This window comes from Frankia sp. CcMO1 (assembly GCF_977945845.1).
Map to the genome: position 1 here is coordinate 1 of NZ_CDWTMG010000011.1, position 23800 is coordinate 23800.

Annotated in this window: 22 protein-coding genes; 3 read left to right on the plus strand and 19 right to left on the minus strand. The window is 71.0% G+C overall.

The annotated features are described in order from the left end of the window. Positions 1-67: 67 nt before the first annotated feature. The 7 genes from AC08OU_RS02990 to AC08OU_RS03020 form a co-directional block, all read right to left on the minus strand. Positions 68-1642 carry a Wzz/FepE/Etk N-terminal domain-containing protein gene (locus AC08OU_RS02990; protein WP_476602309.1) on the minus strand — a complete coding sequence of 525 codons (1575 nt, stop codon included), beginning with the start codon at positions 1640-1642 and terminating at the stop codon, positions 68-70. Between the two features lie 348 nt (positions 1643-1990). After that, positions 1991-4117, minus strand: coding sequence for a hypothetical protein (locus tag AC08OU_RS02995; RefSeq protein ID WP_476604266.1), 2127 nt, complete (start codon positions 4115-4117; stop codon positions 1991-1993). Between the two features lie 102 nt (positions 4118-4219). Beyond that, a complete protein-coding gene (locus AC08OU_RS03000; RefSeq protein WP_476602272.1) occupies positions 4220-5539 on the minus strand; it encodes a methyltransferase domain-containing protein in 1320 nt (439 codons plus the stop codon). Positions 5540-6192: 653 nt separating this feature from the next. Continuing rightward, a complete protein-coding gene (locus AC08OU_RS03005; protein ID WP_476602273.1) occupies positions 6193-6789 on the minus strand; it encodes a dTDP-4-dehydrorhamnose 3,5-epimerase family protein in 597 nt (198 codons plus the stop codon). Beyond that, a complete protein-coding gene (locus AC08OU_RS03010) occupies positions 6786-7814 on the minus strand; it encodes an NAD-dependent epimerase/dehydratase family protein (RefSeq protein WP_476604267.1) in 1029 nt (342 codons plus the stop codon). The genes AC08OU_RS03005 and AC08OU_RS03010 overlap by 4 nt, the downstream gene beginning before the upstream one ends. A gap of 164 nt (positions 7815-7978) precedes the next feature. Further along, positions 7979-8569 (minus strand): serine acetyltransferase, encoded by a 591-nt coding sequence (locus AC08OU_RS03015; RefSeq protein ID WP_476600769.1) that lies wholly within the window; start codon positions 8567-8569, stop codon positions 7979-7981. Further along, positions 8569-10692, minus strand: coding sequence for an HAD-IIIC family phosphatase (locus tag AC08OU_RS03020; protein ID WP_476600771.1), 2124 nt, complete (start codon positions 10690-10692; stop codon positions 8569-8571). Before AC08OU_RS03020 ends, AC08OU_RS03015 begins: the two co-directional genes overlap by 1 nt. Before the next feature lie 599 nt (positions 10693-11291). On the opposite strand from AC08OU_RS03020, the gene AC08OU_RS03025 reads away from it, so the two are divergent. Both AC08OU_RS03025 and tyrS read left to right on the plus strand, forming a co-directional pair. Continuing rightward, complete coding sequence (locus AC08OU_RS03025; protein ID WP_476600773.1) at positions 11292-12425, plus strand: S8 family serine peptidase; 1134 nt, start codon at positions 11292-11294, stop codon at positions 12423-12425. A gap of 47 nt (positions 12426-12472) precedes the next feature. Beyond that, positions 12473-13759: a tyrosine--tRNA ligase gene (gene tyrS, locus AC08OU_RS03030; RefSeq protein ID WP_476600775.1), complete on the plus strand. Its 1287-nt coding sequence runs from the start codon at positions 12473-12475 to the stop codon at positions 13757-13759. Between the two features lie 114 nt (positions 13760-13873). Here the strand turns inward: tyrS and AC08OU_RS03035 are convergent, their stop codons facing one another. After that, positions 13874-14785: a glycosyltransferase family 2 protein gene (locus tag AC08OU_RS03035; protein WP_462186381.1), complete on the minus strand. Its 912-nt coding sequence runs from the start codon at positions 14783-14785 to the stop codon at positions 13874-13876. Between the two features lie 212 nt (positions 14786-14997). After that, positions 14998-16230, minus strand: coding sequence for a glycosyltransferase family 2 protein (locus AC08OU_RS03040; RefSeq protein WP_476600777.1), 1233 nt, complete (start codon positions 16228-16230; stop codon positions 14998-15000). 295 nt (positions 16231-16525) lie between these two features. On the opposite strand from AC08OU_RS03040, the gene AC08OU_RS03045 reads away from it, so the two are divergent. Continuing rightward, positions 16526-17767, plus strand: a complete 1242-nt coding sequence (locus tag AC08OU_RS03045; protein WP_476600779.1) for a glycosyltransferase — start codon at positions 16526-16528, stop codon at positions 17765-17767. An 86-nt stretch (positions 17768-17853) separates the two neighbouring features. Here the strand turns inward: AC08OU_RS03045 and AC08OU_RS03050 are convergent, their stop codons facing one another. The 10 genes from AC08OU_RS03050 to AC08OU_RS03095 all read right to left on the minus strand — a co-directional run bounded on the left by AC08OU_RS03050 (position 17854) and on the right by AC08OU_RS03095 (position 23517). Continuing rightward, positions 17854-18507: a PIG-L deacetylase family protein gene (locus AC08OU_RS03050; protein WP_476593129.1), complete on the minus strand. Its 654-nt coding sequence runs from the start codon at positions 18505-18507 to the stop codon at positions 17854-17856. Between the two features lie 186 nt (positions 18508-18693). Beyond that, positions 18694-19287, minus strand: a complete 594-nt coding sequence (pth, locus tag AC08OU_RS03055) for an aminoacyl-tRNA hydrolase (RefSeq protein WP_462203374.1) — start codon at positions 19285-19287, stop codon at positions 18694-18696. 33 nt (positions 19288-19320) lie between these two features. Then, complete coding sequence (locus AC08OU_RS03060) at positions 19321-19941, minus strand: 50S ribosomal protein L25/general stress protein Ctc (protein ID WP_462186375.1); 621 nt, start codon at positions 19939-19941, stop codon at positions 19321-19323. Between the two features lie 177 nt (positions 19942-20118). Then, positions 20119-20787, minus strand: coding sequence for an Asp23/Gls24 family envelope stress response protein (locus tag AC08OU_RS03065; protein ID WP_462186374.1), 669 nt, complete (start codon positions 20785-20787; stop codon positions 20119-20121). Then, complete coding sequence (locus tag AC08OU_RS03070; protein ID WP_462186373.1) at positions 20784-21353, minus strand: DUF6286 domain-containing protein; 570 nt, start codon at positions 21351-21353, stop codon at positions 20784-20786. Before AC08OU_RS03070 ends, AC08OU_RS03065 begins: the two co-directional genes overlap by 4 nt. 99 nt (positions 21354-21452) lie before the next feature. Then, a complete protein-coding gene (locus AC08OU_RS03075; protein WP_476593133.1) occupies positions 21453-21767 on the minus strand; it encodes an Asp23/Gls24 family envelope stress response protein in 315 nt (104 codons plus the stop codon). A 65-nt stretch (positions 21768-21832) separates the two neighbouring features. Continuing rightward, entirely contained in the window at positions 21833-22021 is a 189-nt protein-coding gene (locus AC08OU_RS03080) for a DUF2273 domain-containing protein (RefSeq protein ID WP_462186371.1), read from the minus strand. Positions 22022-22256: 235 nt separating this feature from the next. Continuing rightward, positions 22257-22571 (minus strand): GTP-binding protein, encoded by a 315-nt coding sequence (locus AC08OU_RS03085; protein WP_476599609.1) that lies wholly within the window; start codon positions 22569-22571, stop codon positions 22257-22259. Next, positions 22568-23035 (minus strand): hypothetical protein, encoded by a 468-nt coding sequence (locus AC08OU_RS03090; RefSeq protein ID WP_476593135.1) that lies wholly within the window; start codon positions 23033-23035, stop codon positions 22568-22570. Before AC08OU_RS03090 ends, AC08OU_RS03085 begins: the two co-directional genes overlap by 4 nt. Continuing rightward, positions 23032-23517 (minus strand): Asp23/Gls24 family envelope stress response protein, encoded by a 486-nt coding sequence (locus tag AC08OU_RS03095; protein ID WP_476599608.1) that lies wholly within the window; start codon positions 23515-23517, stop codon positions 23032-23034. Before AC08OU_RS03095 ends, AC08OU_RS03090 begins: the two co-directional genes overlap by 4 nt. Positions 23518-23800 lie beyond the last annotated feature (283 nt).

Here is a 23800-nt window from a genome sequence, read left to right on the forward strand (position 1 = left end):
ATCCAGAGCCGTCTGGAATGAATCAGGGAACCTCGGGGCCCCCGGACCCTCGCGGCTACGGGCTGTCCTAACGCTTGCCGGGGCGGGCGTAGCGGTCGGTGGCCTCCGAGTCCACGCCGCCGCCCCGCTTGCTCACCGGAGCCGAGTCCCCCACCGGGGAGTTGGAGGTGATGGTGTCGACCGACGAACGACGCTCCGGGGCCGCCGCGACGGCCCGGCGGATGCCGGTCCGGCCGTCGTGCACGACGCCCACGACTCGCTCGGCGAGCGCCGGCCAGTCCCGCGGCACCTGCTCGAGCTCCTTGAGACTGGTTTCGGTGGAGGTGATGACCACGACGGCGTCGGCCTGGATGGCGGAGGCCGCGGTCATCGGCAGCTCGGCCAGCGCCGAGGTGACGAGGATGACGAGGTCGACGACCGGCGCCCGGTCGGCGAGGATCGGGGCGAGGCCACCGGGCCGGGCGGCCCGGGCCGGCGACACTCGGTTGTAGAGGATGTGCCCCCGCCCGGTGCCGGACGAGCGTGCCAGGCAGGTCGGCTCGTGCGCCCAGCGAGGCAGCTCCCCGGAGGTCGCCCGGGGCAGTCCCTCGAGAACTCCCCGCACCTCGGACGACGGCGAGGTGTCCAGGATCAGGACGACGCCCTGATCATCGGACCAGGCCGCGGCCACGGAGGCGACGAGGTCGGCGGTCAGGTCCCCCCGCGACGCCGGGGTGAACGCGACCACCTTGCTCGTCGGGGACATCACCGCGGACATCGCCGAGACCAGGGTCTCGGCCGCGCTGGCGGTGGTCCGTCCCGGCTCCAGGACTGCGATCAGCGGCACGCCCAGGGTGTCGGACGGGTTGTGCGGGTCGAGGATCGTGGGCCGGCGCTGATACATGATCCAGATCGCCGCGATCGAACCGAGCAGCCCGACGATCGCAGCGACCAGCGTGTTACGGAACAGGTTCGGCCCGCTCTGGCCCCGGGCGACGGGCGGCTCGGCCAGTTTGATCGACGTGCTCGCCAGCGCGGAGGCGGTGCGGGCGGTGGCGATCTGCGTGTTGAGGTTCGCGATCTGCGTGTTGCGGACGGTGTTGTCGACGCTCCCGGCAATACCGGCTCTCTGACCCGCGGCGGCCTGCTCCGCCACCAGCCCGTCACGTAGCTTGATCATGGCGCTGATATTCGCCTGGCTGTTGGGGCCGTAAGTCGTCAAGAGCTTGCTGTAGGCATCCTCGGCCGACTTGACCAGCGCGTCCGCCCCCTGCTGGCTCGAGCCCTTCCCCTCGATGACGAAGAAGTAGCCCTCGTCGGACGGCGAGGTGCTGAGCCGGGCGGCGACGTCCACCTCGGGCAGCTTGAGTTCCTTCGCGATCTCCGCGACGGCCGCCGAGGACTGGGCGAACTGCGCCTGGGTCTGCACGAAGCGGGTCGCGTCGACCGAGTTGGCACCGAGCGTGCCCGAATCCGTCGAGAGGAAGACCCGGGCACTCGACCGGTAGGTCGCCGTCTGCGTCTTGGAGTAGGCGGCCGCCAGAGCCGCGAAGATGACCACGACGATGGCGACGACCAGCAGCCGTGGCTGGAGGATACGAAGCAGGGACGGGGCGGAGGGAGCCCGGCTGGTCTCGTTGCCCGCCTGCACGTTGCGACTCATGACGCACCCGCCACGGACTCAGAACGGGCGGACCGGGCCCGCATCCGGATCGGAGTGCCGGTGAGACGACGCAACGACTCCTCCAGCGGGACATGAAGCGAACTCAATGTGGCCCCCCACAGGAGCATCCGGCCCGATTGCCGGACCACGGTCTAGATCTGACGGAACCGATTTGTGAGCATAGCCGATAGCGGATAGTAAACGGTCTATAGCTATGACTGACGCCGCACGGACGCTCAGGTGCCCCGCCCACCACGCCGCGATCCGGTTCCGCGACCAGGCCGGCGAGGGCCGTGCTCCGGAGCGACATCCACATCCTCGACATCATCCACGGGATCCATTCGATGGTCAGATTCGCCGGCGTTCGACCGTCTCGACCGGCGTGCGTCGCTCATCCCGGCCCGGCGCGGGCGCGGCAACTCTCGTCTCTCGTCCTCCCGGCTCCGCCGGGGCGGGAGCAGGCCCGGAGCCGCTCCGCGCCGCCCGCTCCGCGTCCCGTAGCGCGGCCTGCTCCACGTCGTGCTCCCGACCGAGCCGGCGGAGCAGTACAAACCACACCGGTGCAATGGACCAGAAAGCGATGTTATAGCCGACGACCGCGCCCCGCGCGCCCCGGACAAGCAACCCAATGATGGGAAAACCAAACAACATTGGCGCAAAGGCTGCATTGACCCGGAATGTGATCTTAGTTTTTCCGAGTGCGTAGACCATACATGCCGGTCCGACCGCGACCGACGCGGCCAGATAGTGCAGGATTGACAGCCCCAGGATGTTCTTGACGCCATCCCACGAGTCGCCCAACAACACCTGACCGTAACGTTCCGGAAGGAGGTAGAAGATCAGGCTCCACGCCGTGCCAATGGCGAGGACGAGGGCCGAGAGAGCGTAGGCGGCGCGCTCCCGGGCGTGGCGGGTCATGGAGGTCCGCTTGGAGAACTCCGGCAACGCGAAGCTCACGACCCCCACCCCGACCACCGTGGTCGGGCCGAGCAGCGTGCGCGCGCCTTGCAGGGCGCCCACCGTCGCCAGCGAACCCACCGCTCCGATCACCAGCAGCGAGGTCTGCATCGCGCCCTGGACAGTGATGAACTCCGCCGCCAGGTAGGCGGAGTTCGACTTGTTCCTGCGAAGCCATCGAAGGGTCTCGCCGGGCGACGGCCAGAAGCCGGCCTGGGCTATCCCCAGCAGGGCCGCGACGAGAGCCGAGGCCCCCCAGGCGAGCAGCAGCGGCGGGGATGCGGTCACACCGCGGTGGATGAGCAGGAAGATCCCAAGGATCTGGACGACCGCCCAGACGGTGTCGTTGACGAAGGCGCCGAAGGGCTTCCCCATCGCGAAGAAGACATAGCGCCACGCATCCTGCAGCAGCAGGCCGGGCAGCACGAGGCCCATCGCCGACAACGACGACCCGACCGGGCCGCCGAGCAGCAGGCCCAGACCGACGAACGTGATTCCCACGGCCACGCCGAAGACGAACGACGAGCCGGTGGTAGCGGTGGCCGCCGCCCGGAAGTCACTCCGGGTGACACTCGAGTAGAACATGCTCAGCGGCATGCAGCTCCCGGCACGGACCAGGCCGATGACGATGGAGAACAACGTGTACGCAATACCGAACGCGCCGTACTCGACGTCGCTGACCTGATGGGCAATCAGGAACGAGATCGCGGCGTTCGTCGCACTGGAGACGGCCTGGTCCATCAGCGTCCAGATCGCCTTCGACCTGGCTCCGCCACGGCCGCCGGAACCCTCGCCGCCCGGACGCTCGCCGCCGGTCAGATCGTCCGCCAGGCCCTCGGCCCCGTTACCGGGCCCCGGCCCGAAGGACGCGGCCGCGGCACGCTCGCCGCCGCCCGCCGCGGCGAGCCTTCGTCGACCGCGGGACCGCGCGGCGCCCGCCCCGGGAGATCGGCCGTCACGCCCAGCGGGGGGCTGCCGCGGAAAGATCTGCGTGCTCTCCGGGTCGGTCTCGTCGGTTCGGCGCGCCCGCCGGTCCGAGCGGCGATGCCGGGGAGCCTGCCCCTCGACCCGATGGAGGAGCTCGGTCTTCTCCGCCCGCAACCGGCGTTGCAGCGCGCTCAGGTCCATCGTGGCGGTGACGACGCCGGGCGGTGGCTCGCCGGCCCCCGGACGGACAGGGGGCGTCACCGGGCGGGATGGCGGCTGGGACAGGTGCGGGTCGCCGACGGGCGGCTGGATCGCGGGCCCGGACGGCCCGGGCCCGGGCCCGGGCCGCGGCGCCGGAGCGGGCTGCGGGCGGACCGGCCCCGTGACCACCTCGAAACCCTCGCCGGGTCGGCGGTCGCCACGGCGTTCGAACCCTTCGCCGGGACGTTCGGTCCGCTCGCCGGGACGCTGCCCGGTCGCCCGCGCGGGGCGCTGCGATCGTGGCACGTACCGGGTCTCGTCAGGGGAACCCTCGGATGGGGAGTCGTCCTCCCCACCCGGGGCTCTCAGGTCCCCGTCGCTGTCCGTCATACCCGCTCTCCCGACCAGCCCAACCGGCTCGGCCAGCCCAGCGAGCAGGGTCCGCACAACCGCGGACGGAAATAACGACGGCCTGAGACCACGATGGGTTGCCTACAGCACTACGGGCCGGGGAACGGGCACGATGAAGGAGCCGCCGCGCGCGGCGTACTCGGCCTGCTGGGCGATGATCTCCTTCTTCACGTTCCACGCGAGCAGCAGCAGGTAGTCAGGCTGCCGCTCCAGCAGGACGGCGGGATCGAGGATCGGCAACCGGGCGCCGGGCAGGTACCGGCCCTGCTTGTGGATGTTGCGATCGACGACGAAATCGAGCAGGTCGGTGCCGATGCCGCTGGAGTTCAGCAGGGTCGCTCCCTTGGCCGCCGCGCCGTAGGCGGCGATGGTCCTACCGTCGGCGCGCAGCGAGCGCAGCAACGCCACCAGCTCGTCCTGCACGGCGCGGACGTCGTCGCCGAAGCTGGCGTACCGGTCGAACGTGTCGAGCCCGGCGGCCCGCTCGGCGTCGAGCACCGCCGCCACCGACTCGGCCGGCTCCGCGGCGGCGGTGTGCTGCATGCTCCACCGCAGGGTGCCGCCGTGCAGCTCGGGGAACTCCTGGACGCCGACGAGCGCGAGGCCGTGCCGGCGCATCAGGACGTCGACCGCGATCGTGGAGAAGTAGCAGAAGTGCTCGTGGTAGACCGTGTCGAACTCGGTGTGGGCCAGCAACGCGCCGACCCCGGGGTTCTCGACGTCGACGAGGCCGCCGTCGGCGAGCAGGATCGAGAAGCCCTCGACGAAGCTGTTGAGGTCCGGGACGTGGGCCATCACGTTGTTCGCGATGATCACATCGGCCTTGCGGCCCTCCGCGACGAGCTGGCGGGCGAGCTCCGCGCCGAAGAACTCCTCGCGGGTCGGCACGCCCGCCTCCCGGGCGGCCGCGGCCGGGCCGGGGGTCGGCTCGATCCCGAGGACCGGGATGCCCCGCTCGACGAACGCCTTCAGCAGGTAGCCGTCGTTGCTGGCGACCTCGACCACCAGGCTGTCCGGCCCGAGGTTGCGGCTCGCGATCAGGTCGATCACGTGCTTCTCCGCGTGGCGGACGAGCATGTCGGAGAACGAGGAGAAGTAGGGATAGTCCTCGTCGAAGATCTCGGACGCCGGCAGCTCGTGGGTGAGCTGCACGAGTGCGCAGGCCTCGCAGAAGCCGACCTCAAGCGGGAACGACGGATCGGTCGCGTCGAGGGCGTCGGCGCGCACCAGGCGGTTGGCGATGGGGGTGGACCCCAGGGAGAGGAACAGGCGCGGGGCCGGTCCGCCGCAGGACCGGCAGGCGGTTACCGCCGTGGCGAGGCCGCCGGGAACATCCTGCTTCTGGGTCGCGTCGGCCTCGGCGGTGCCACTACCGCGCTGGGCCGGGGTTGCGGATGACATGCGTTCCCCTAGGTGAGGTGTCGACATCGATCTTCACGATCTGGTGGACGGGAATGGCTGTGCCAGCCGGCCGCGAGGCCGAACGAGAGGCCGAACGACATGATGACCGCCCATCCGACCAGAAGGACGCGACGGTCCCGCGAACGACATGATCTTCGTGAAGCCGGGACGGGCCGCCACGCCGCCGGGCGATCGCCGGCGAAGGCACGGAGGAGAGCGCGAACCCCGGGCGTGCGGGCACCGGTCATCGGCCGGACACCCGCCACCCACCGCCGCAGCGGCGACCGCCGGACGAGCGCTCGTTTCCGTCGGCGAGATGCCACCGCCGGCACCGCCGACGGCAGCCCGATGATTTTCCGGCGAAGATCGGCGGTCACGGGTGCTGCGCACGCCGGGTCATGCTAGCCGGTGGACACCCCCCCCCCACATGACCCACAGTCGCCGAGAGGAAGCCGTGGCACCACCCTCCGACCACGGGATGCCTCCCCGCGCCCGCCCCCGTTCGCGGGCAACACCCCACGCCCCGCCCACTTTTCCCTGCCAGCGTTGATTTTCACTGGTGGAGCGGGGCCCTCGCCCGACGGTTGGCCGAACCGGGGGCGACGGATTCAGGCTGTCGCGCCGACCCCGCCAAATGTGTGAGCTACATCACGCTAAATGCCGGAAGACCCGGGTGGCACGGCGTCGCCGGACGGTCCGGCCTGGCCCCCGGCCGGACCATCGCCGGCCAGCAGCGGCCAGGCACGGTCCTTGTCGGAGATCACCGAGACGGGCAGCGGCCAGACGATGCCCAGCCGCGGGTCGTCGAAGCGCAGCCCACGGTCGTGTCCCGGCGTGAACGGGACGTTCATCTGATAAGTCGCCTCGGTGGAGTCGACGAGCGTCTGGTACCCGTGCGCCAGGCCCGCGTCGATGAACAGCGCCCGATGGTTGTCGGCCGAGAGCTCCACCGCCACGTGCCGCAGATAGGTCGGCGAGTCCGGGCGGGGATCGACGACGACGTCGAGCAGGGCGCCGCGGGTGCAGCGCACCAGCTTGGTCTCCCGCACCGGCTCCCCCGCCCAGTGCATCCCGCGGACGGTGCCCGCGGAGGCGTTGTAGGCCACGCTGCACTGGGCGACGTCGACCGTGAGCCCCGCGGCGGCGAGCTCGCCGGCACAGAACGTGCGCGCGAACATGCCGCGGGCATCGGAGAACGGCTCGACATCGACGATCATCACCCCGGCGATCGGCGTCGACGTAATGATCATGGGTGGGCCCAGAACAGGTCGGCGTCGAGCTGGCCGGTACGGATCAGGTACTGAAGCTGCTTGAGCCGGGTGTGCCCGCGGCCGGTGAACGTCTCGTTGTCGAGCTGGATGCGGGTGAAGACGTCGTGCAGCTGCTGGGCGCCCCTGAGCGCGTTCCAGTCGCAGGAGAAGCCGGGCAGGGTGGAGGCGATCTTGTCGAACGACACCCGGTAGCTGCGGTTGTCGCTGCCGTTGTCACCGAAACTCAGCGTGCAGCCGGTGAACACCGTGGCAACCGCGTCCGCGATCTCCTTCACCTGGTAGTTCTGCTCGCTGTCGCCGACGTTGAAGATCTGGTTGTGCACGATGCCGCGCGGTGCGGTCAGCACCAGGCGGATCGCCTTCGCGATGTCGAGCCCGTGGACCAGCGGGCGCCACGGGGTGCCGTCCGAGGTCATCGCGATCTCGCCGGTGGTCCAGGCCACCCCGGCCAGGTTGTTGAGCACGATGTCGAATCGCTGCCGCGGGGAGGCACCGTAGGCGGTGGCGTTGCGCAGGAAGGTCGGCGAGAAGGTGTCGTCCGCCAGCGGGGCGACGTCACGCTCCACGTAGACCTTGCACTCGGCGTAGGGGGTCTGCGGGTTCACCGGCGAGGCCTCGGTGACGTCCGCACCGGTCGCGACGCCGTAGACGCTGCAGGAGGACATGTAGACGAACCGTTCGACGCCGGCCTGCTTGGCCAGCTTCGCCAGCCGGACCGAGCCGACGTGGTTCACCTTGTACGTCACGTCCGGGGCGAGCGCGCCGAGCGGGTCGTTGGACAGCTCCGCCATGTGCACGACGGCGTCGACCCCCGCGAAGTCCTCGACCGTGAGATGGCGGAGGTCCTTGTCAAGGGTCAACGGGGTCCGGTCGACGCCGCGGTACAGCCAGCCGTACTTGTAGTAGCCGGTGTCCACCCCGATGACCTCGTGGCCATCGCGCAGCAGCTCGGGCGCGAGCAGGCACCCCAGGTACCCCTCCGTGCCCGTCACGAGCACCTTCATCCGCGAGTCCTCCCCATCTCGGCAACGGCACAGGTCGGGTCCAATCGGACACCGGCGTTCCGGCCTCAAACCGTACCGAGTCGATCCCACGAGCCGGTCGCCGACATCCCGCAGTGGCGCGTCGGCGGTCTCAGCGTGCCGGCGGACGCGTCACCCGGACGGTCTCAACGCACCGGCGGGCGCATCACCCGCGCGGGAGCGGCGAAGACGGTCGAGCCCGCCGGCACGTCCGTCATCACGATCGAGCCCGGGCCGATCTTGGCGTCGTCGCCGATGCTGATCGCCCCGATGAGATGGATCCCGGGGGCGAGTTCGACCCGCTTGCCGACCTTCGGCACGTCCCGCGGGTCCACCGTACCGCTCGCGTAGCCGATGGTCAGGTTGTGCCGCAGGGTGCAGTCGTCCCCGATCACGCAATGCGGCGGGATGAGGATCGCCTGGTGATGGCCGATGTGGACCCGGCGGCCGAGCCGCGCCTGCTCGTCGAGCTCGGCCCCGTACAGGTTACGGATGATCAGTTTGTTGACCACCTTGTAGAAGACGGTCACGATCCCGCGGACGGGCCGGCTCCGGGTGCGCCGCCACTGCCCGATGCGATAGACGGCGAGCACGTGCAGGCCCGGGTGGGCGAACGATTTGTAGTGCCGGCGCCAGTCCTCCTGCAGGATCTCCCACAGCCCGAGGTCGGAGGCATCCCGGGTGTCCTGATCGCCGGCCGTGCCATCGAAGATCTGCCGCAGTCGCTCCTGCACCATCAGCGGGGCACCTCTTCCGTCTTGCGGTCCCGCAGCCACGGCTGGGGGAGCACCTGGGGGGACAGCCCGGCCACGGCGCCGGACGGCTCGGCCACGACGACCCGGATGAGCCCAGGCGGCAGGTACGGTGACCGCGCATCACGGCTCCAGTACGTCGTCTCCGCAGCCGAGGTGATCCCGTCCGGAGGTGCGGGCACCACCCCGGCTGATCTCCCGGCCGGCAGCGTCGCCGGCGCCGGGTCGACCCGCCCGACCCGCTCGAAACCGAGCCGTTCGTAGAGGCCGGCCACCAGAACGTTCTTCGCCGACGGCCGGTAGTGCCCGGTCACGCGGGCGAGGCCGCGGCGGCGGGCCTCGGCGAGAACAAGCGCGGCAACCTCGTCCTCGAGGGTCCGGCCGATCACCCGGCAGCTCATCAGCCAGGTGTCGATGTCCAGCGCGCCCGCCGACTCCACCGCGATGACCACGGCGACCAGACCGTGGTCGGCGAACCGGTCGGCGAGCCGGACACAGAACACCGCCGTGCCGGGGTCGGCGGCCAGCCGCTCGATCTCAGCGGCGCCCCGGCGGCGACCGGTCAGGTTGAACTGGTTGGTCTTGCCGACCAACTGGGCGACCCGCGGCAGGGTCATGTCGTCGAGCGAGACTACGGTGGCGGTCATGTCCAGCCCGCGGTGGAAGTCCTCCAGCGAGGTCGCCGCCGCCGCGGCGGCGGCCGTCTCGGCCCGGGCCCGGTACGCGGCGGTGCGCGCGGCGTCCTCGGCCGTGAGGGCGGTGGCCTCGAAGAAGGGGTAGTCCGCCAGCGCCCGGACGTAGCCGTGCGGATCGGCGGGCAGCGCCACGACGTCCACCTCGGGAACGAGCTGGCGGACGACCTCGCGTTCGGCCGGGTTGTCGTCGACGAAGACCAGCGCGTCGAGGCCGAGGCCGAGCGCGGCGGCGATCCGGCGGATCTGCGTCGGCTTGTCGTCCCAGCAGGCACTGAACACCGCGATGTCATCAAGGCCGAGCCGCATCCCCGGATGACGCTCGAACGCCTCCCGGGCGTCGGCGTCGTTGTTCTTGGAACAGACGGCGAGCACGACCCCGCGGGCCTTCAACTCGGCGACGTACGTCTGGAACGCGGCGAACGCCTCCCCGACGGCGCCGTCGCCGAGCGCGATGCCGGCCAGGCCGTCCTCCCCGAGCACGCCGCCCCACAGGGTGTTGTCGAGGTCGAGGACCAGGCACTTCCGGCTCGTTCCCAGCTGGGCCCCGATCACCGCGGCGGTGTGCCGGGCCAACAGCGGCACCTGCGCGAGCGACACCGCCTGCTTGGACCGGTGCCAGTACCGCGCGTCAAACCAGGCACGCTTGCCCACGTCGGCGGCGAGCCGCTCGCAGTCGACGAAGGCGACCCCGTCGCCCCGCTGGCCGGACACCCGGCCGAGTTCGGCGTTGACCCGCGCGAGCATCGTCGGCCGGGAGCCGGGAACCCGCAGCGCCAGATGGCCGAGCGCGACCTCGCCGGGGATGGCGAAGGTGTGCTGGACGATCCGGGCCCCGCACCGATTTATGATCATGTCCCACAGCGACGTCCAACGCTCGACCTCGGTGGCCACCGCGGCGGCTGGGTCGTCGGCGACCGCCGGCAGGGCGGTCTCCCCAGCGTGCACCGCGAGCACGACGACGTCGGGCCGGAACCGGTAGAGCTCACTCGCGGGGTCCAGGATCTCCTGGCGGTACTGCCCGTAGCCGCATTCGTAGACCTCGACGGCGACCCCGGCCCGCGCCGCGGCCAGCGGCAACAGCGCGGCGAACTGCGATGTCGTGTAACTGCCGAGCACGGCCACCCGCGCGGACCTCGGCAGCGGCGCGACCCGCGGCAGGACGCGGCGCAGCACGCCGGCAACGGCCGACCAGGCACCGAGATCGCTGCCGGCGTCAGTGAGCGCCAGGGCCCACCGCACGGCTCCGGCGTCGTCGCCGACCCGCTCGTGCGCGACGGCGAGATCACGGCACAGCGCCGCGGCCGGGATCTCGCTCGTGGCGGCGCGCGCGGTCAGCTCGGCGATCCGCGGGTGTCCCGGCGGTGACGCGACGCCCTCGCCGACGCCTGTGCCGACGTCCCTTCTGTCGGTCATTGCTGCGGCCCCTCCCGGTGCGACTCTTCGCGGCGCCCATACGCACTTTCTCGTCACTCTACCGTCACGTAAGTGTTGATACGCGACGGAGCGGCCATCAGGCCAAGGCGGCAGCCGGGGACGCGAGGAGCGTGCCGCGGTCCGTGGAGGTTGCGCGTCGATCGGGACCGGGACCGGGGAGGCGGTCACCCGGCAGCGGCACGCCCCACCGGGCATCGGCCGTCTCCTGCGCCGTCGAAGGCGCTGAAGCCGGGAAAACCACGCCGGGCCATCCGGACGAGCTACCTGCTTGGTAACAGTGGTCTGCCTAGACCATGCAATGTGGAAAACTTCCTCAAACAGGGCGCGTAACCGGACACGATCAGCCACGCCCGCCGAGCGGTAGCCCCGGAGGCAGGACCCCCTCATGCACCACCGCGCCATGCTCGGCCTGCTGGTCGGCCTCGTGATGACGACCGCTCCGGCCGGCGCCGTCGTCCCGCCGGCACGCGGCCGGGCCCGACCCGGCTCCGATCGCGCCCGCCCGAGGCTCGCAGTGGTACCACGCTGTCCTGGGACTCGCCCAGGCACACCGGATCAGCCAGGGCGCGGGCACGGTGGTGGCCGTCATCGACGGCGGGGTCGACGCCAGCCAGCCCAAGTTGTGGGGTCAGCTGCTTCCCGGTACCGGTATCGGTCCCGGGGCGGCGCGGGACGGTTGGCGCGACAATGATCCGAACGGGCACGGCACCGCCATGGCGGGCATCATCGCCGGTCGCAACGACAACGGCCGGCCCGAGGTCCGCGGCATCGCCCCGGCCGCCAAGATCCTGCCCGTCTCGACCGGCGCCGAGGCGAACTCGGAGAAGGTCGCGATCGGCATCCGCCGGGCGGTCGACCTGGGCGCCGACGTCATCAACCTTTCCCTGGGCTCGACGGGGGCGGCGACCCCGGACGAGGAGAAGGCGGTCGGCTACGCCCTCGCGCACGACGTGGTGGTGGTCGCCTCGGCGGGGAACGTCGAGTCCGGCGACACCGCGATCAACTCCCCCGCCAGCATCCCGGGAGTGGTCGCGGTGACCGGATCGACGGCCGCTGATGGTTTCTGGCGGGAATCGGCCCGCGGGCCGCGGGCCGTCATCGCCGCGCCGGCCCCCGGTATCCGGGCCCCCGTCCCGACCAGGGTCTCCCCGGACGGCCTGGACACCGGGGGCGGTACCTCGAACTCCGCGGCGATCGTCGCGGGCGTTGTCGCCCTCATCCGGGCCGCCCAGCCGGACCTGGACGCACCCAACGTCATCGAGCGGCTCGTCTACACCGCGCGGGATGCGGGCCCTCCTGGCCGCGACGATGAGTTCGGCTTCGGCATCGTCGACCCCGTCGCGGCGCTGACCCGGGCCGTGCCGGTGGTCAGGACCAATCCGCTGCTGTCGGAACCGACGCGCTGGGGGGTGGGCGGGCCCGCGCCGGCCGCCGGCCGCATCATGCCCGGCGGGCAGGCCCGGGGATCCGCCGACGACGCGACGACCCACGGGGACGACGCCACGCTCACGAGCACCGGTCAGATCGGCGCAGCCGGCCCGGGCTCGTCGGAACTCTCGCCACTGGCCTGGGCCGCCGGGCTCGGCATCGCGGCCTCGCTGGGCGTCCTGCTCGGGATCGTGACACATCTGCTGTACGCCTGGCAGCGCGCGGCGCGGGCGGGGCCCGGCCGCACGGGCAGCCGCGTCCGCCCGCACTCCCCTACCGGGTGATCTCGCCGTGACACGGTGGACCGGCGCGCCACTTTTACCATGGGCCCATGACACACGCGCTCCTGGACGAGCTGTCCTGGCGTGGACTCCTCCACGACAGCACCGATCCCGCCGAACTGCGGGAGCACCTCGACAGCGGACGGCGGCGCTGCTACATCGGCTTCGACCCGACGGCCCCCTCGCTGACGATCGGCAACCTGCTGCCGATGACCCTGCTGATCCGGGCCGCACGGGCGGGGATCGGCGCGGTCACCCTGTTCGGCGGTGGCACGGGTCTGATCGGCGACCCGTCGGGCAAGTCGGTGGAACGCAGCCTGCTCACCGCCCAGGAGGTACGGACAAACATGCTCGGACAACAGGAGATCATGGAATCCGTCTTCGCCCGGGCCTTGGACTCCGGCCAGCTCCCGCAGTTCGTCGACAACGCCGACTGGCTCGGCGGACTCGGGATGATCGAATTTTTGCGGGACGTCGGCAAGCACTTCCCCGTCACCGAGATGGTCCGCCGTGACTCGGTGCGCCGGCGGCTGGACGATCCCGATGTCGGCCTGACCTACACCGAGTTCAGCTACTCCCTGCTCCAGGCGTACGACTTCCGCCGCCTGTGCGAGGGCCACGGGGTCACCCTCCAGATGGGCGCCTCCGACCAGTGGGGCAACATCGTCGCCGGGATCGACTACGTGCGACGGGTGCTGCGCACCCAGGTACACGGGCTGACCTGCCCGCTGCTGCTGCGTTCGGACGGCACGAAGTTCGGCAAGTCGGAGAAGGGAGCGGTCTGGCTCTCGGCCGACCGCACCTCGCCCTACACCCTGTACCAGTTCGTGATCAATCTGTCTGACGACGAGGCACGCCGGTTCGCCCTGTTCTTCTCGCTCATCGACCGTGAGCCGCTGGAGCGGCTGTTCGCCGAGCACGCCGAGGCTCCGGGCAGGCGAGCGTTGCAGCGTCACCTGGCGCGGGAGATCACCGCACTGGTGCACGGCCAAGCCGCGGTCGACGCGGCCGAGGCGGCGTCGACAGCGTTGTTCAGCGGGGACGTGAAGGCGATCGGCGCGGATCTGCTCTCCGACATCTTCGCCGACGTGCCCACGGTCGAGGAGCCGGCCGCCCGGCTCGAGGAGGACGGCTGGCCGGTCGTCGATCTGCTGATCGCCGCCGGCCTCGCCAACAGCAAGCGGGATGCGCGCGAGCACCTGGGCAACCATGCGGTCCTGGTGAACGGGGAACGGGTCGGCGTGGAAGCCACCGTCGGGACCAAGGATCTGCTGCACGGCTCGGTCATCCTGGTCCGCCGCGGTCGCCGGGAATGGCGGGTAGCCCGCTTCACCTGAGCCCGGGACCACCGAGCCCGGGACCACCGAGTTCACTTCCCTGCCTGTCCAGAGGGACGAATCGGACAGCCAGCCCGCTGAACAGGCAGGGAACGAACGAGGGAACGGGCGCGGCTACTTGGCCGGCGGCCCGACCAGCAGGCCCTTGATATATGCGGCGTGCTCGTCAGCCACTGCCTTCCTGCCCCGGGCTCGAGAGAGCACCGTACGCCCGGCGTAGCCGGCGACGAGCATCGAGCGCATCACGTTCACCCGGGCCGGCGCATTGTGCTTACGTAGATAACGCACCATGGACGCACCGCGCATCTGCAGCATCCACGTCTTACCGGCCCCGGAACCTCCCGCCCCGTGGGGTACCAGCAGATCGGTGCGCAGCTTCTGCCGCAGCCCCGCCTCACGGATCGCCCGGCCGAGCGCCATGTCCTCGTTGTAGACGTAGAACGTCTCATCGAAGGCACCTAGTTCGAGGAAGGTGGACCGGCGGACCGCCATGCAGGCGCCGGTCAGCCACTCGGGGTTCATCGGGCGGCCCGGTGTCGGCCGGGCGAACAGCGCCGAGCTCGGCGCCACCTTGTGCGCTCCCAGCACGTGCAGCAGCACCCGGCGGGGCGTCGGCTCCCAGCCGCCGTTACCGAGCTCGGGCTTGTCGTCGTGCCCCTTCATGGTGGCCGCGCTGGTCACCAGTTCGGGATCGGCGATGAGGTCGTCGACCAGCGTGTCGATGACCTCCACGGTGGGCCGGCTGTCCGGGTTGCCGAGCACCACGTACTCGTAGCGCGACGAACGGATGCCCATGTTGGCGGCCTTCGCGAATCCCTTGCCGCCGCCGGAGTCAAGGTAACGGCTGTTGGGCCGGCCCGCGATCAGCTCGTCAACGCGGTCGACGCCCTCGGCGTTATCGATGATCACAACCGGCATGTCCAACGGAAGGGTCGCGAAGAGCTGCTCGAGCTGGCCACGGCTGTGAAAACTGACCAGTACCAGCTCGTACTGCCACCTGGACCAGTTGGGCTTCTCGACGGACATGGCGGCACGCTCCTCACTGCGTGTGCTGACGCGCACTCAGGTGGATGTCCACGCCTCGTGCGGTGTTGCGGTCCTGCGGTCCTGTACCACACGGTATTCCCGCCCCAGAGCGGGATGGTATTTCGATAGGCGTAGCCGGTGACGGGCCAAGGTGGGTTCTCCAGCCAAAGCCGGTTCCGGCCGGCGTCAGCGGCGTCAGTTGCCGGACTGGGTCAGTTGCCGGCCGGGGCCAGCTCGGTCGGCGGGCCGGGCGGCGTCGTCTGCCCCGGTGGCGGGACCGGCCCCGTGGGCGCCGGTGACGTCGCGGAGGCCACGGCCGGCCGCTCCGGCTTGGGCCAGACGGCGGGCCGGTCCCGGGCCACGAAGCGCCGCACCCCGCCGAGCGCGACGGCCTGGAGGAAGAAGACCTGCGCGACCAGGCGGGTCGGACCGGGCGGCGTGCGCCCGGTCAGCAGCGCCGCGGTGCTCACAGCGCCGACGGCGTTGCCCGCCAGGAACAGCCGGGCGATCCAGCTCCGGCGGGCGGCCGGGAGGGCGAGCCCCACCAGGACGACCTGCGCCAACGGGCCGAACGACGAGCGGACCAGCCGGTGGCCCCACAGTTGCGGGGTGACCGGCAGCGCGCCGGGCACCAGCGCCGCCCGGCGCCGCCAGAGCATGTCGAGGTTGCCAGCAACGATGCGGGTCCGCCGCTCCCACTCCGCCGAGTAGTCCGGGCTCGACGACTCGATCGAGTACGCCTCGGGTTCGTAGACGACCCGCAGCCCCCCTTCGAGGATGTCGAGAGCCAGCCAGGCATCGTCGACGGCCACGTCCGCGGGCAGGGGCCGAAACGCCTGGCGGCGGAAGGCCAGCATCTCGCCGACCACGCCGATGGTCGCGCCGGTCGCCGACTCGCGGCGCTTCAGCCAGGACTCGAACTTCCAGTAGAAGCCCTGGGCGCCGTCGGGATCGTCGACCTGCTTCTCCCCTGCCACCGCGCCGACCGTCTCGTCGGTGAAATGGCGGGCGGCTGCCCGCAGGGCACCGGGCGCGAGCACGGCGTTCGCATCGGTGAGCACCACGAGCTCGTGGGTGGCGGCGGCGACTCCCCGGTTGACCGCCCGCGCCTTGCCGAGGCGTTCCCCGGACGACAGCACCCGCACGCCGGGCCGGCGCGAGGCCTCGGCCGTCTCCGGATCGTCGGCCACGACGATGATCTCCATCGGCCCGGGATAGTCCGTGCCGGTGAGTTCATCCAGTTTCGCCCCGATCACCGCCGACTCGCGATAGGCGGAGACGACCACGCTCAATCCCGGCCAGATCTCAGGGTCCGGCGGTGCCGTCGACTCCAGGCCACGGCTGCGCAATCCGATATAGATCGGATACAAAACGTGACCGTAAACGGTTGTGGCTCCCAGCGCCGCGACGGCGGCACCTCGACCGATGGTCCGGACACCTGTCATAGCGGTTACCGTAGCGTTCCGCCGGTCAGCCACAACCAACGGCTCCGTCCTTTGCGGTACGGCGCCATTGACTCCATGACACGCCATGACGCCATGACGCCGCGCAGCCGTGGCACCCGCACCGCGCCAAAGTCGTCCCGCGGAATCGGATGGACCCCCCGGCGGACATGCGCGCACCTCGACCCCACCTTCACCTCACGACACTCTTGTCATCTACCTGCAACTGTCCGCGACACCCCGCACGAGTACCGAGCCCGCAGTCGTTACCCAACCCCACGGTCGTTACAGTTGTCCGGTGAGCGACTCCACGCGCTGGATCGTCGTTGTCGAGGAACCGTTTCTCCCAGCGGACGCGGGCGGACGGGTGGAGACCTTCAGCTTCCTCACCGCAGCCTCCGCGGCCGGCGTTCGGATGCAGGTCCTGGTGCCTTCCCGGGAGAACCTGGATATCGCCGCGTACGAGGAGGCCGTGCCGGGTTCGGCCGTCATCCGGCTGCCTCGTGACGACAGCCCACGGGCACACCTGACGGCCCGGCCATTCATGCACGCCTCCCGGCCGGTCGGCCCGTTGCGCCGCGCGCTGGAGTCGACGCCGCCACGAGCCGACGCCGTGATCAGTTACAGCTGCCGGACGTCGCATCTCGGCGAGGAGGTCGCCCGGATCTGGAAGCTGCCACATCTGGTGCGCGCGCACAACGTCGACTCGGAGTTCTTCCGGGTGCTGGCCCGCAACAGCTCGGGGCCGCGCACCGTCGCCTACGAGCTGGAGTATCACAAACTGCGACTGGCGGAGCTTTCGATGCACCACTCTCCGCTCATCACCTGCATCGCGGACATCTCGCTGGAAGACCACAACTGGCGGCGTACGCGGGCGAGCATCCCGACGTTCCACCTGCCGCCGTTCCTGCCTGTCGGTGCCCTCACCGCATCGACGGGCACCGAGCCGACCGGCACCGAGCCGACCGGGTCGGCCCCGCCGGGCCGGAAGCCGGCACCTCGGGACGGCGCCGGCAAGAAGCTGATCTTTGTTGGCTCGCTGGACACCCCGACCAACATCGAAGCCCTGCGCTGGTTCCTCGGCGGCTGCTGGCCGACGATCCGGGTCCGCCATCCCGACGCGACCTTCCAGGTGGTGGGGCGGTGTCCGGAGGAGGGCCTGGCGGCATGGCTCGATGGCTTCGAGGGCGTGGAGCTGCACACTGACGTGCCGAGCGTTGCCGGTTACCTCGCCACGGCCACCCTGTCGGTGAACCCGATGCGTTCGGGATCCGGCGTGAACATCAAGGCGATCGAGGCAATGGCGACGGGAACGCCAGTCGTGAGTACACCCACCGGCAGCCGCGGCCTCGGCTGGACGCCCGGTACCCACCTCCTCGTCGCCGAGGACGCGGGGGCCTTCGCCGACGCCGCCTGCGGCCTGCTGGAACAGCCCTGGAAGGCGGCCGAGATCGGAACAGCCGGCCGGGCCTACGTGCTACAGGAACTCGACCACGCGGCACTCATCGGTCGCATCCAGGAACATCTGACGCCAGCCTGAGTCCTTCCCGCCGGGCCACTCCCGCCGGGCCTCACCGGGCCGACGGAGGAGGGTGGTAGGCGGGAGACCGGTGGGCGGGAGACATATCAGAAGGTGAGCATCACCTTGCGGGCGTCGAACGCCTCCGCGTAGCGCGTCCCGCACTCGACGCCGCGCAGCCGCAGGGTTGCGCGGAAGGTCTCGTCGTCGAACCAGGCACGGTCCTGCTGGCTGCGGAAATGACGTTTGAGATGGTCGAGTTTTGCCCCGACCGTCTCCTCGGGGATCGGGACGTACAGGCTGGGGGACAGCCGGTCGGCCTCCCATTTCGGGATCTCGTAGCCGAGGATGAGCGCCCCGCGAAAGGCCTGCCACGCCAGCTCGCCGAGCACCCGGTGATCCTGGTGGGCATCCGCGAGCGCCGGGGCGAACACGATGTCCGGGGTGACCTGGCGGGCGATCTGCAGCAGGACCTCCTTGACCCCGCTCCACTCCCGAGGGAGGAAACCGTCCCGGACCTCGTGCAGGTGCAGCGAACCGAGCGAGGAGCCGAGCAGTTCACGCGCGCTCTCCTCCGCCTCCGAGCCGCGCTCGCCCTCGCTCGAGAAGACCACCCAGTGCACGGCGGCCTCCGGATGGGCGGCCAGCAACTGCATGATCGTGGCAGCGGCGCCGATCTCCACGTCGTCCGCGTGTGCCCCGAGGGCCACGACGCTGTACGCCCGACCATCGGCCGGCGGGCCCGCCGTCAACGCCAGCATCCGGCACTCCTCCGCGCTCGCCCGCCCTTTCTCTCCCCCTCATGCCAGTGCACGAAGCCTCCGCCCCCCGGTTTCCCGGCAACCGGCCATGCCGTTGACCTTTCGCATCCACACCAACACTTGAAGTACCCAAGCACCCGGAGTGCCCACCGGACCGGCAGAAACACGCGGTGTCCGTCGAGCGGTTCAGAGCAACGCGTGATAGCGGTTCTGCGCGGGCTCCAGACCGTCGGCGATGAGCATCTCGACCGAGTCGGCCGCGTGTTCGAGCAGGAGGGGCAGCTCACGGCGTTCGGTCGGGGTGAAGTCCCGCAGCACGAAGTCGGCCGGATCCATCCGGCCGGGCGGACGGCCGATGCCGACCCGGACCCGCAGGTAGTCCCGTGTCCCGAGCGCCGAGGAGATGGACCGCAGACCGTTGTGGCCGTTGTCCCCACCGCCGCGTTTGAGCCGCACAGCCCCGAAGGGGATGTCAAGCTCATCGTGCACCACGATGAGCCGGGAGACCTCGGCCTTGTAGAAGCTCCGGGCCGCCGCGACAGGATGGCCGGAGAGATTCATGAAGGAGAGCGGGCGGGCGAGGACCGCCCGCGCCCCGGCCAGGCGGGTCTCGGCGACATCGGCCCGGGAACGGTGCGACTTCAGCCGCGACCCGGTCCGCTCGGCGAGCAGGTCCACGACCATGAAGCCGGCGTTGTGCCGATTGCCGGCATAGGTCGGTCCGGGATTGCCGAGGCCGACGACGAGCCAGGGCCCATCGTCGGCCGGGATGGTTACCATCGGCAGACAACATCGGCGATGGAGCGGATCCGCTTAGACGGACGCGCTCGCGACGCCGGCCTCCTCCGCCACCGGAGTCTCGCCGAGCGAGGCCTCCTGCTGAGCGTTCGTCCGCTTGGCCAGGCACTGCACGACGACCAGGTCGGTGTCGGCGTCGAGCTCGGAGCCGGCCGGCAGCACCAGCTGGCGGGCGAAAATGCTCGTACCCGGCTCGAGCCCGGTGATGTCGACCTCGATCGGGCCGGGCAGCCGGGTGGCGTCGGCCTTCACCGCAATCGTGGTGACCTGCTGGTCGACCAGGGTGTCCGGGTGTGGTTCCCCGATCACCTGCACGGGGATATCGGCCACGACCTTCTCGCCCCGGGCTACGAGCACGAGGTCGATGTGCTCGAAGCTGCCCTTGATCGGGTGGCGCTGGACGTCCTTCGCGAGCGCGAGTTCGGTCCCCTCGGCCAGCTCGAGCGTCAACAGGACGTTCGTGCCGGCGTCGGTCTTGAAGGCGTGGAGTAGGTCGTGTGCAGGCAGCGCAATGTGACGCGGCGGCTTACCGTGACCATAGAGAACGGCCGGGACCTTGCCGGCCCGACGGGTGCGACGAGCCCCGCCCTTACCGAACTCGGTGCGCGGCTCCGCGGCGATGCGGACCTCGGACATGGCGGCGCTCATCCTTTCCTAAACTGGGGATCCGGCGCCGGAGGGCGGTGGAACCACCGCGGCGCGGTCCTTCACAGTACCGGACGCGCCACGGCAAGGGGGAAACGACCCCGTTCTGTCAAGACCCTTGGTGCGTCGCGGCCTTGGTCACCCTGCCCGGTCACGCCGGGCCGCACCTCAGCGCACCTGCGGCCGGATGGTGGCAGCGGGGCGGACCTCCACCTTGGCGGGTAGCCGCGGACGACCGACCGCGGTCCGGGCTCGATGGAGCACCGGGCCACGGATGTCGTCGAGCACACCGGCGACCCCCGGCCCCGGGACAACGGTGACCGCGATCTCCAGCACGGGTTCCCGCCGGCCACGCAGCACCGCCCGCACCGCCTCGACGCCCGCGATCCCGAACACGTCGTCCTCGACGGCGTCGGTCAGTGCCGCGGCGGACAGATGGACACCGCCGAGCGCATCATCCGTCACGTAGAGTCCACGGCGCCGCGCCGCCAGCGCCGTCTGCGCCCGAAGCCACCCGAGGGCGAGCAGGACGACCAGCCCGGAACCGATCCCCACGGCGAGCCAGAACCAGGTGTGGGAGGTCGGGTAGGAACGGGTGTCGGCATCGAGCACCGCCTCGTCGGCGACGCCGTCTCCGAACGCACCGGCCCCCACCAGCAACGCGAGAACACCGGCCGCGAGGCAGAGCAACCCGACTCCGACCAGGGCGACCCGGTTGAGGCGGTCGGGCGGTGGCTCGGACAGCCCGGCCGGCCCACCGCCGGGCTCCGTGGGTACCCCGCCACCCGCCGAGCGGCCCTCGGCGGTCTGCCCTCCCGCTGCCCGTGTCTCGGTCATGCCGCACCGCCACCGGTCCGTCCCGCCCCGTTGACGGTCCGGTCCGCGGCCGGTGGGGTCGCCTGGATGCGCAGCTCGAGCGGCTCAGCCAGTTCGAAGGAGGCAAGCAAGGAGGCCAGGACGGCACCCGCGCGCTCCCGCGCGCCACCGGCGGCACGCGGCCGAAGACGCAGGCGGACGTCGGCGGTCCGGTCACGGACCCGAACCCGGGCGGCCCGCACCCCGTCGACGGTCAGGGCGGCGGAGCTCAGCGCCCGCGCAAGCCCTCGCCGCTCGACGAAGACAATGGTCTGCGCGCAGCTGCGCCGCACGGTGAGTCGGGACGGCGTTCCGCGCCGCGCTCCGAGCCAGATCAGCAGCAGGCCGACCAGAACGCAGATCCCCGCGGCCAGTCGGACCGCCCCGGAGGACCAGGCCGTGCCCGCCAGGCCGTCCGCCCACGCCGGCCAGTCGACCACGGCGTAGCCCCTGCCACCGCCGGCCGCAGCCACGATCTCGATGACGGTGATGACCCCGGCGGCCGCGGTCAGCGCGGCGAGCAGTCCGGCAACGATCCTACGCCCCACCCGCACGGCACCCTCCCCTCACCGAGCCCAGCCTTGCCTGTTACCCGTGCTCTTGTTACCCGTGCTCTGAACGCGAACCGGCGGGACAGAAGATGGCCGCTACCCATCGGAGGACAGCGACGGGATCTCGATGTCCAGGTGTGCCACGCGCACACCCGTGAGCGCCGCGACCCGGTCCCGCACCTCACAACGGACCAGCTCGGCCGTCTCCGTGACCGGGATCGGGTAACGCACGGAGAACGACATCGTCAGCCGGGCGGTGGCTCCCTCCATCTTCGCCGAGACCCGTGGCCGCCCGGCACGCCCACGACGCCGCGCGCCGCCACGGCGCGGGAATCTGCGTGGCGGTCCGGTAACGCCGACAACGTCCGCCGCCGCCATGGCCGCGATCTTCTCGACAACCCGGTCCGCCACCCGCAGGGAACCGGCCCCTGACCGCCTACCCGCGGGACGGCCCGGTCGCACACGCTCCCTCTCGTTCACCGCCGCCCCCGACGCCGGTCACCGCCCACGTAACGGGTGATATCGAGATCACCATCCACCACCTTGCCGATAACCAGCCCTATCGCACCGAAGACCAGCACGATCAGAAACTCGCCGAAGCCCCCGAAGGCGAGGGCGAGTCCGGCGATCAGACCGATGATCAGGCCAAGCGCGCTCGATCGCATGTGGCTCTTCCCCTTTCCCAGCCCATCCAGCCCAGCCCATCCAGCCCGGCCCATCCAGCCCGGCCCATCCTGCGGCCGCGGTACCCGGTCCGCCCCTCTGGACCGGCAGATCGAGGGGCGTCCCGCGTGATCGTCACATGGAACCGGGCCCGGGGTGCGGTCCCGCGGACCCGGTGTCGCCTCAGCGCACCCGAGGACCACGGCCGGGGCCGAACCGCACCCAGCGGTACGACCATCACCGGCGCGCGGAGTCGGGACACCGGCGCGCGGAGTCGGGACACCGGCGCCCGCGACCGCGAACCCAGGCGAACAGGATGCCCGCGGCGGTGGGCCGATGATGGGTGGTGAGGCGGGCGCCCGGAACACCCAGCGCGTCCGGCCCAGCCGGCCCGTCCGGCGCGGATCGCAGGGCCCGCAGGCCGGCGGCGAACGCCTGTGGATCACCTCCCCGATCCGGGTGGTGCGTGCGGATGAACGCGCGGATCTCGGCCCTGCGTCGGGCGGCGTCGAGCTGGCGTCGGGATGACTCCTGCCGCCGATCGGAGGTCACGACGCCCCCATCTCCGCCACCCCCGCATCCGGCACCCCCGAACGGAGCGTCTCCGGACCGACCACCGCCGCGTCCGGCCCCTCCGGGCACGACAGGTCCGGATCCGGAATCGCCAGATCACGGATGACGACGTCGACCCGGGGACAGCCGGGTTCGGCCGCCAGCACCGCGGCGCGCACCCGGGCGGCGAGCTCACCGAGCCGTTCCCCGTACCGGCACACGATCTGCACCAGGATCCCGTCCGGCCGTACCCGTACCCCCTCCACCCGGCGGCCCGGAAGGTAGGTCGCGACCTCGGCCGCGGCACCCGCCCCGCCGTCCGGAACGCGGTGACGATCCTCGTGCCGGACCGGCGCGCCGATGAGCCGGACGACACCGGGACAGGACAGCACGGTCCGGGCCACGGCATCCGGATCCCAGGCGAACCCGCTCACCGGCCCGGCCGCCGTCGGGTTCGTACTCATTCGACCCGCCGCGGCTCTTCCGATTCCTCCTCGCCGATGTAGACGTCGTCGATCGCGATATTCACCTCGGTGACCTCCAAGCCCGTCATTCCCTCCACGGAGGTGACGACGTTGTGCCGGATCGAGTGGGACAGATCCACGATGGAGACCCCGTAGTCGCAGACGACGTCGAGGTCGATCGCGGCCTGCCGTTCCCCGACCTCCACCGCGACTCCCTGGGAGACGCTGGCCGACGCGCCGGGGATGCGGGCCCGGAACGAACCCATCGCGCGGGCCCCACCCGAGCCCAGGCTGTGTACCCCGGAGACCTCGCGTGCCGCGACACCGGCGATCTTGCGGACGACGGCGTCCGCGATCGACGTCCGGCCCCGGCCGGTCACCAGCTCGGTGGACGTCTTGCGCTCCGGCACGGTGGTGCGACGCGCACCACCTGCGTCCGAGGTCTTCGCCTCGGGCCCGGCCGCGCTGGTTGTGGTGGTCATGGTGCTCCTTCCTGGCCGGCATCGTCGGAGCGCCCAAAGCGGTGGAAGGGGTCAGGTCCGACCAGGAGCGGGACGTCGAGGGACGATCCGTCCGGGCGCTCTCCGGTGCGGTCGTTCACGATCAGGGATACCCGAATTCTCCGGTCGGACAACAACCCGTTCCCGTCGGCACAGCTACGATTACTGAACGGAAGCGCGCATCGTCCCCGCCGCGTCGCCGGGGGCCGATTCGCTGCGCCCCTCGCGATCCTTCGCGGGCGGACGCTCATCCGCTCCCGGCGCG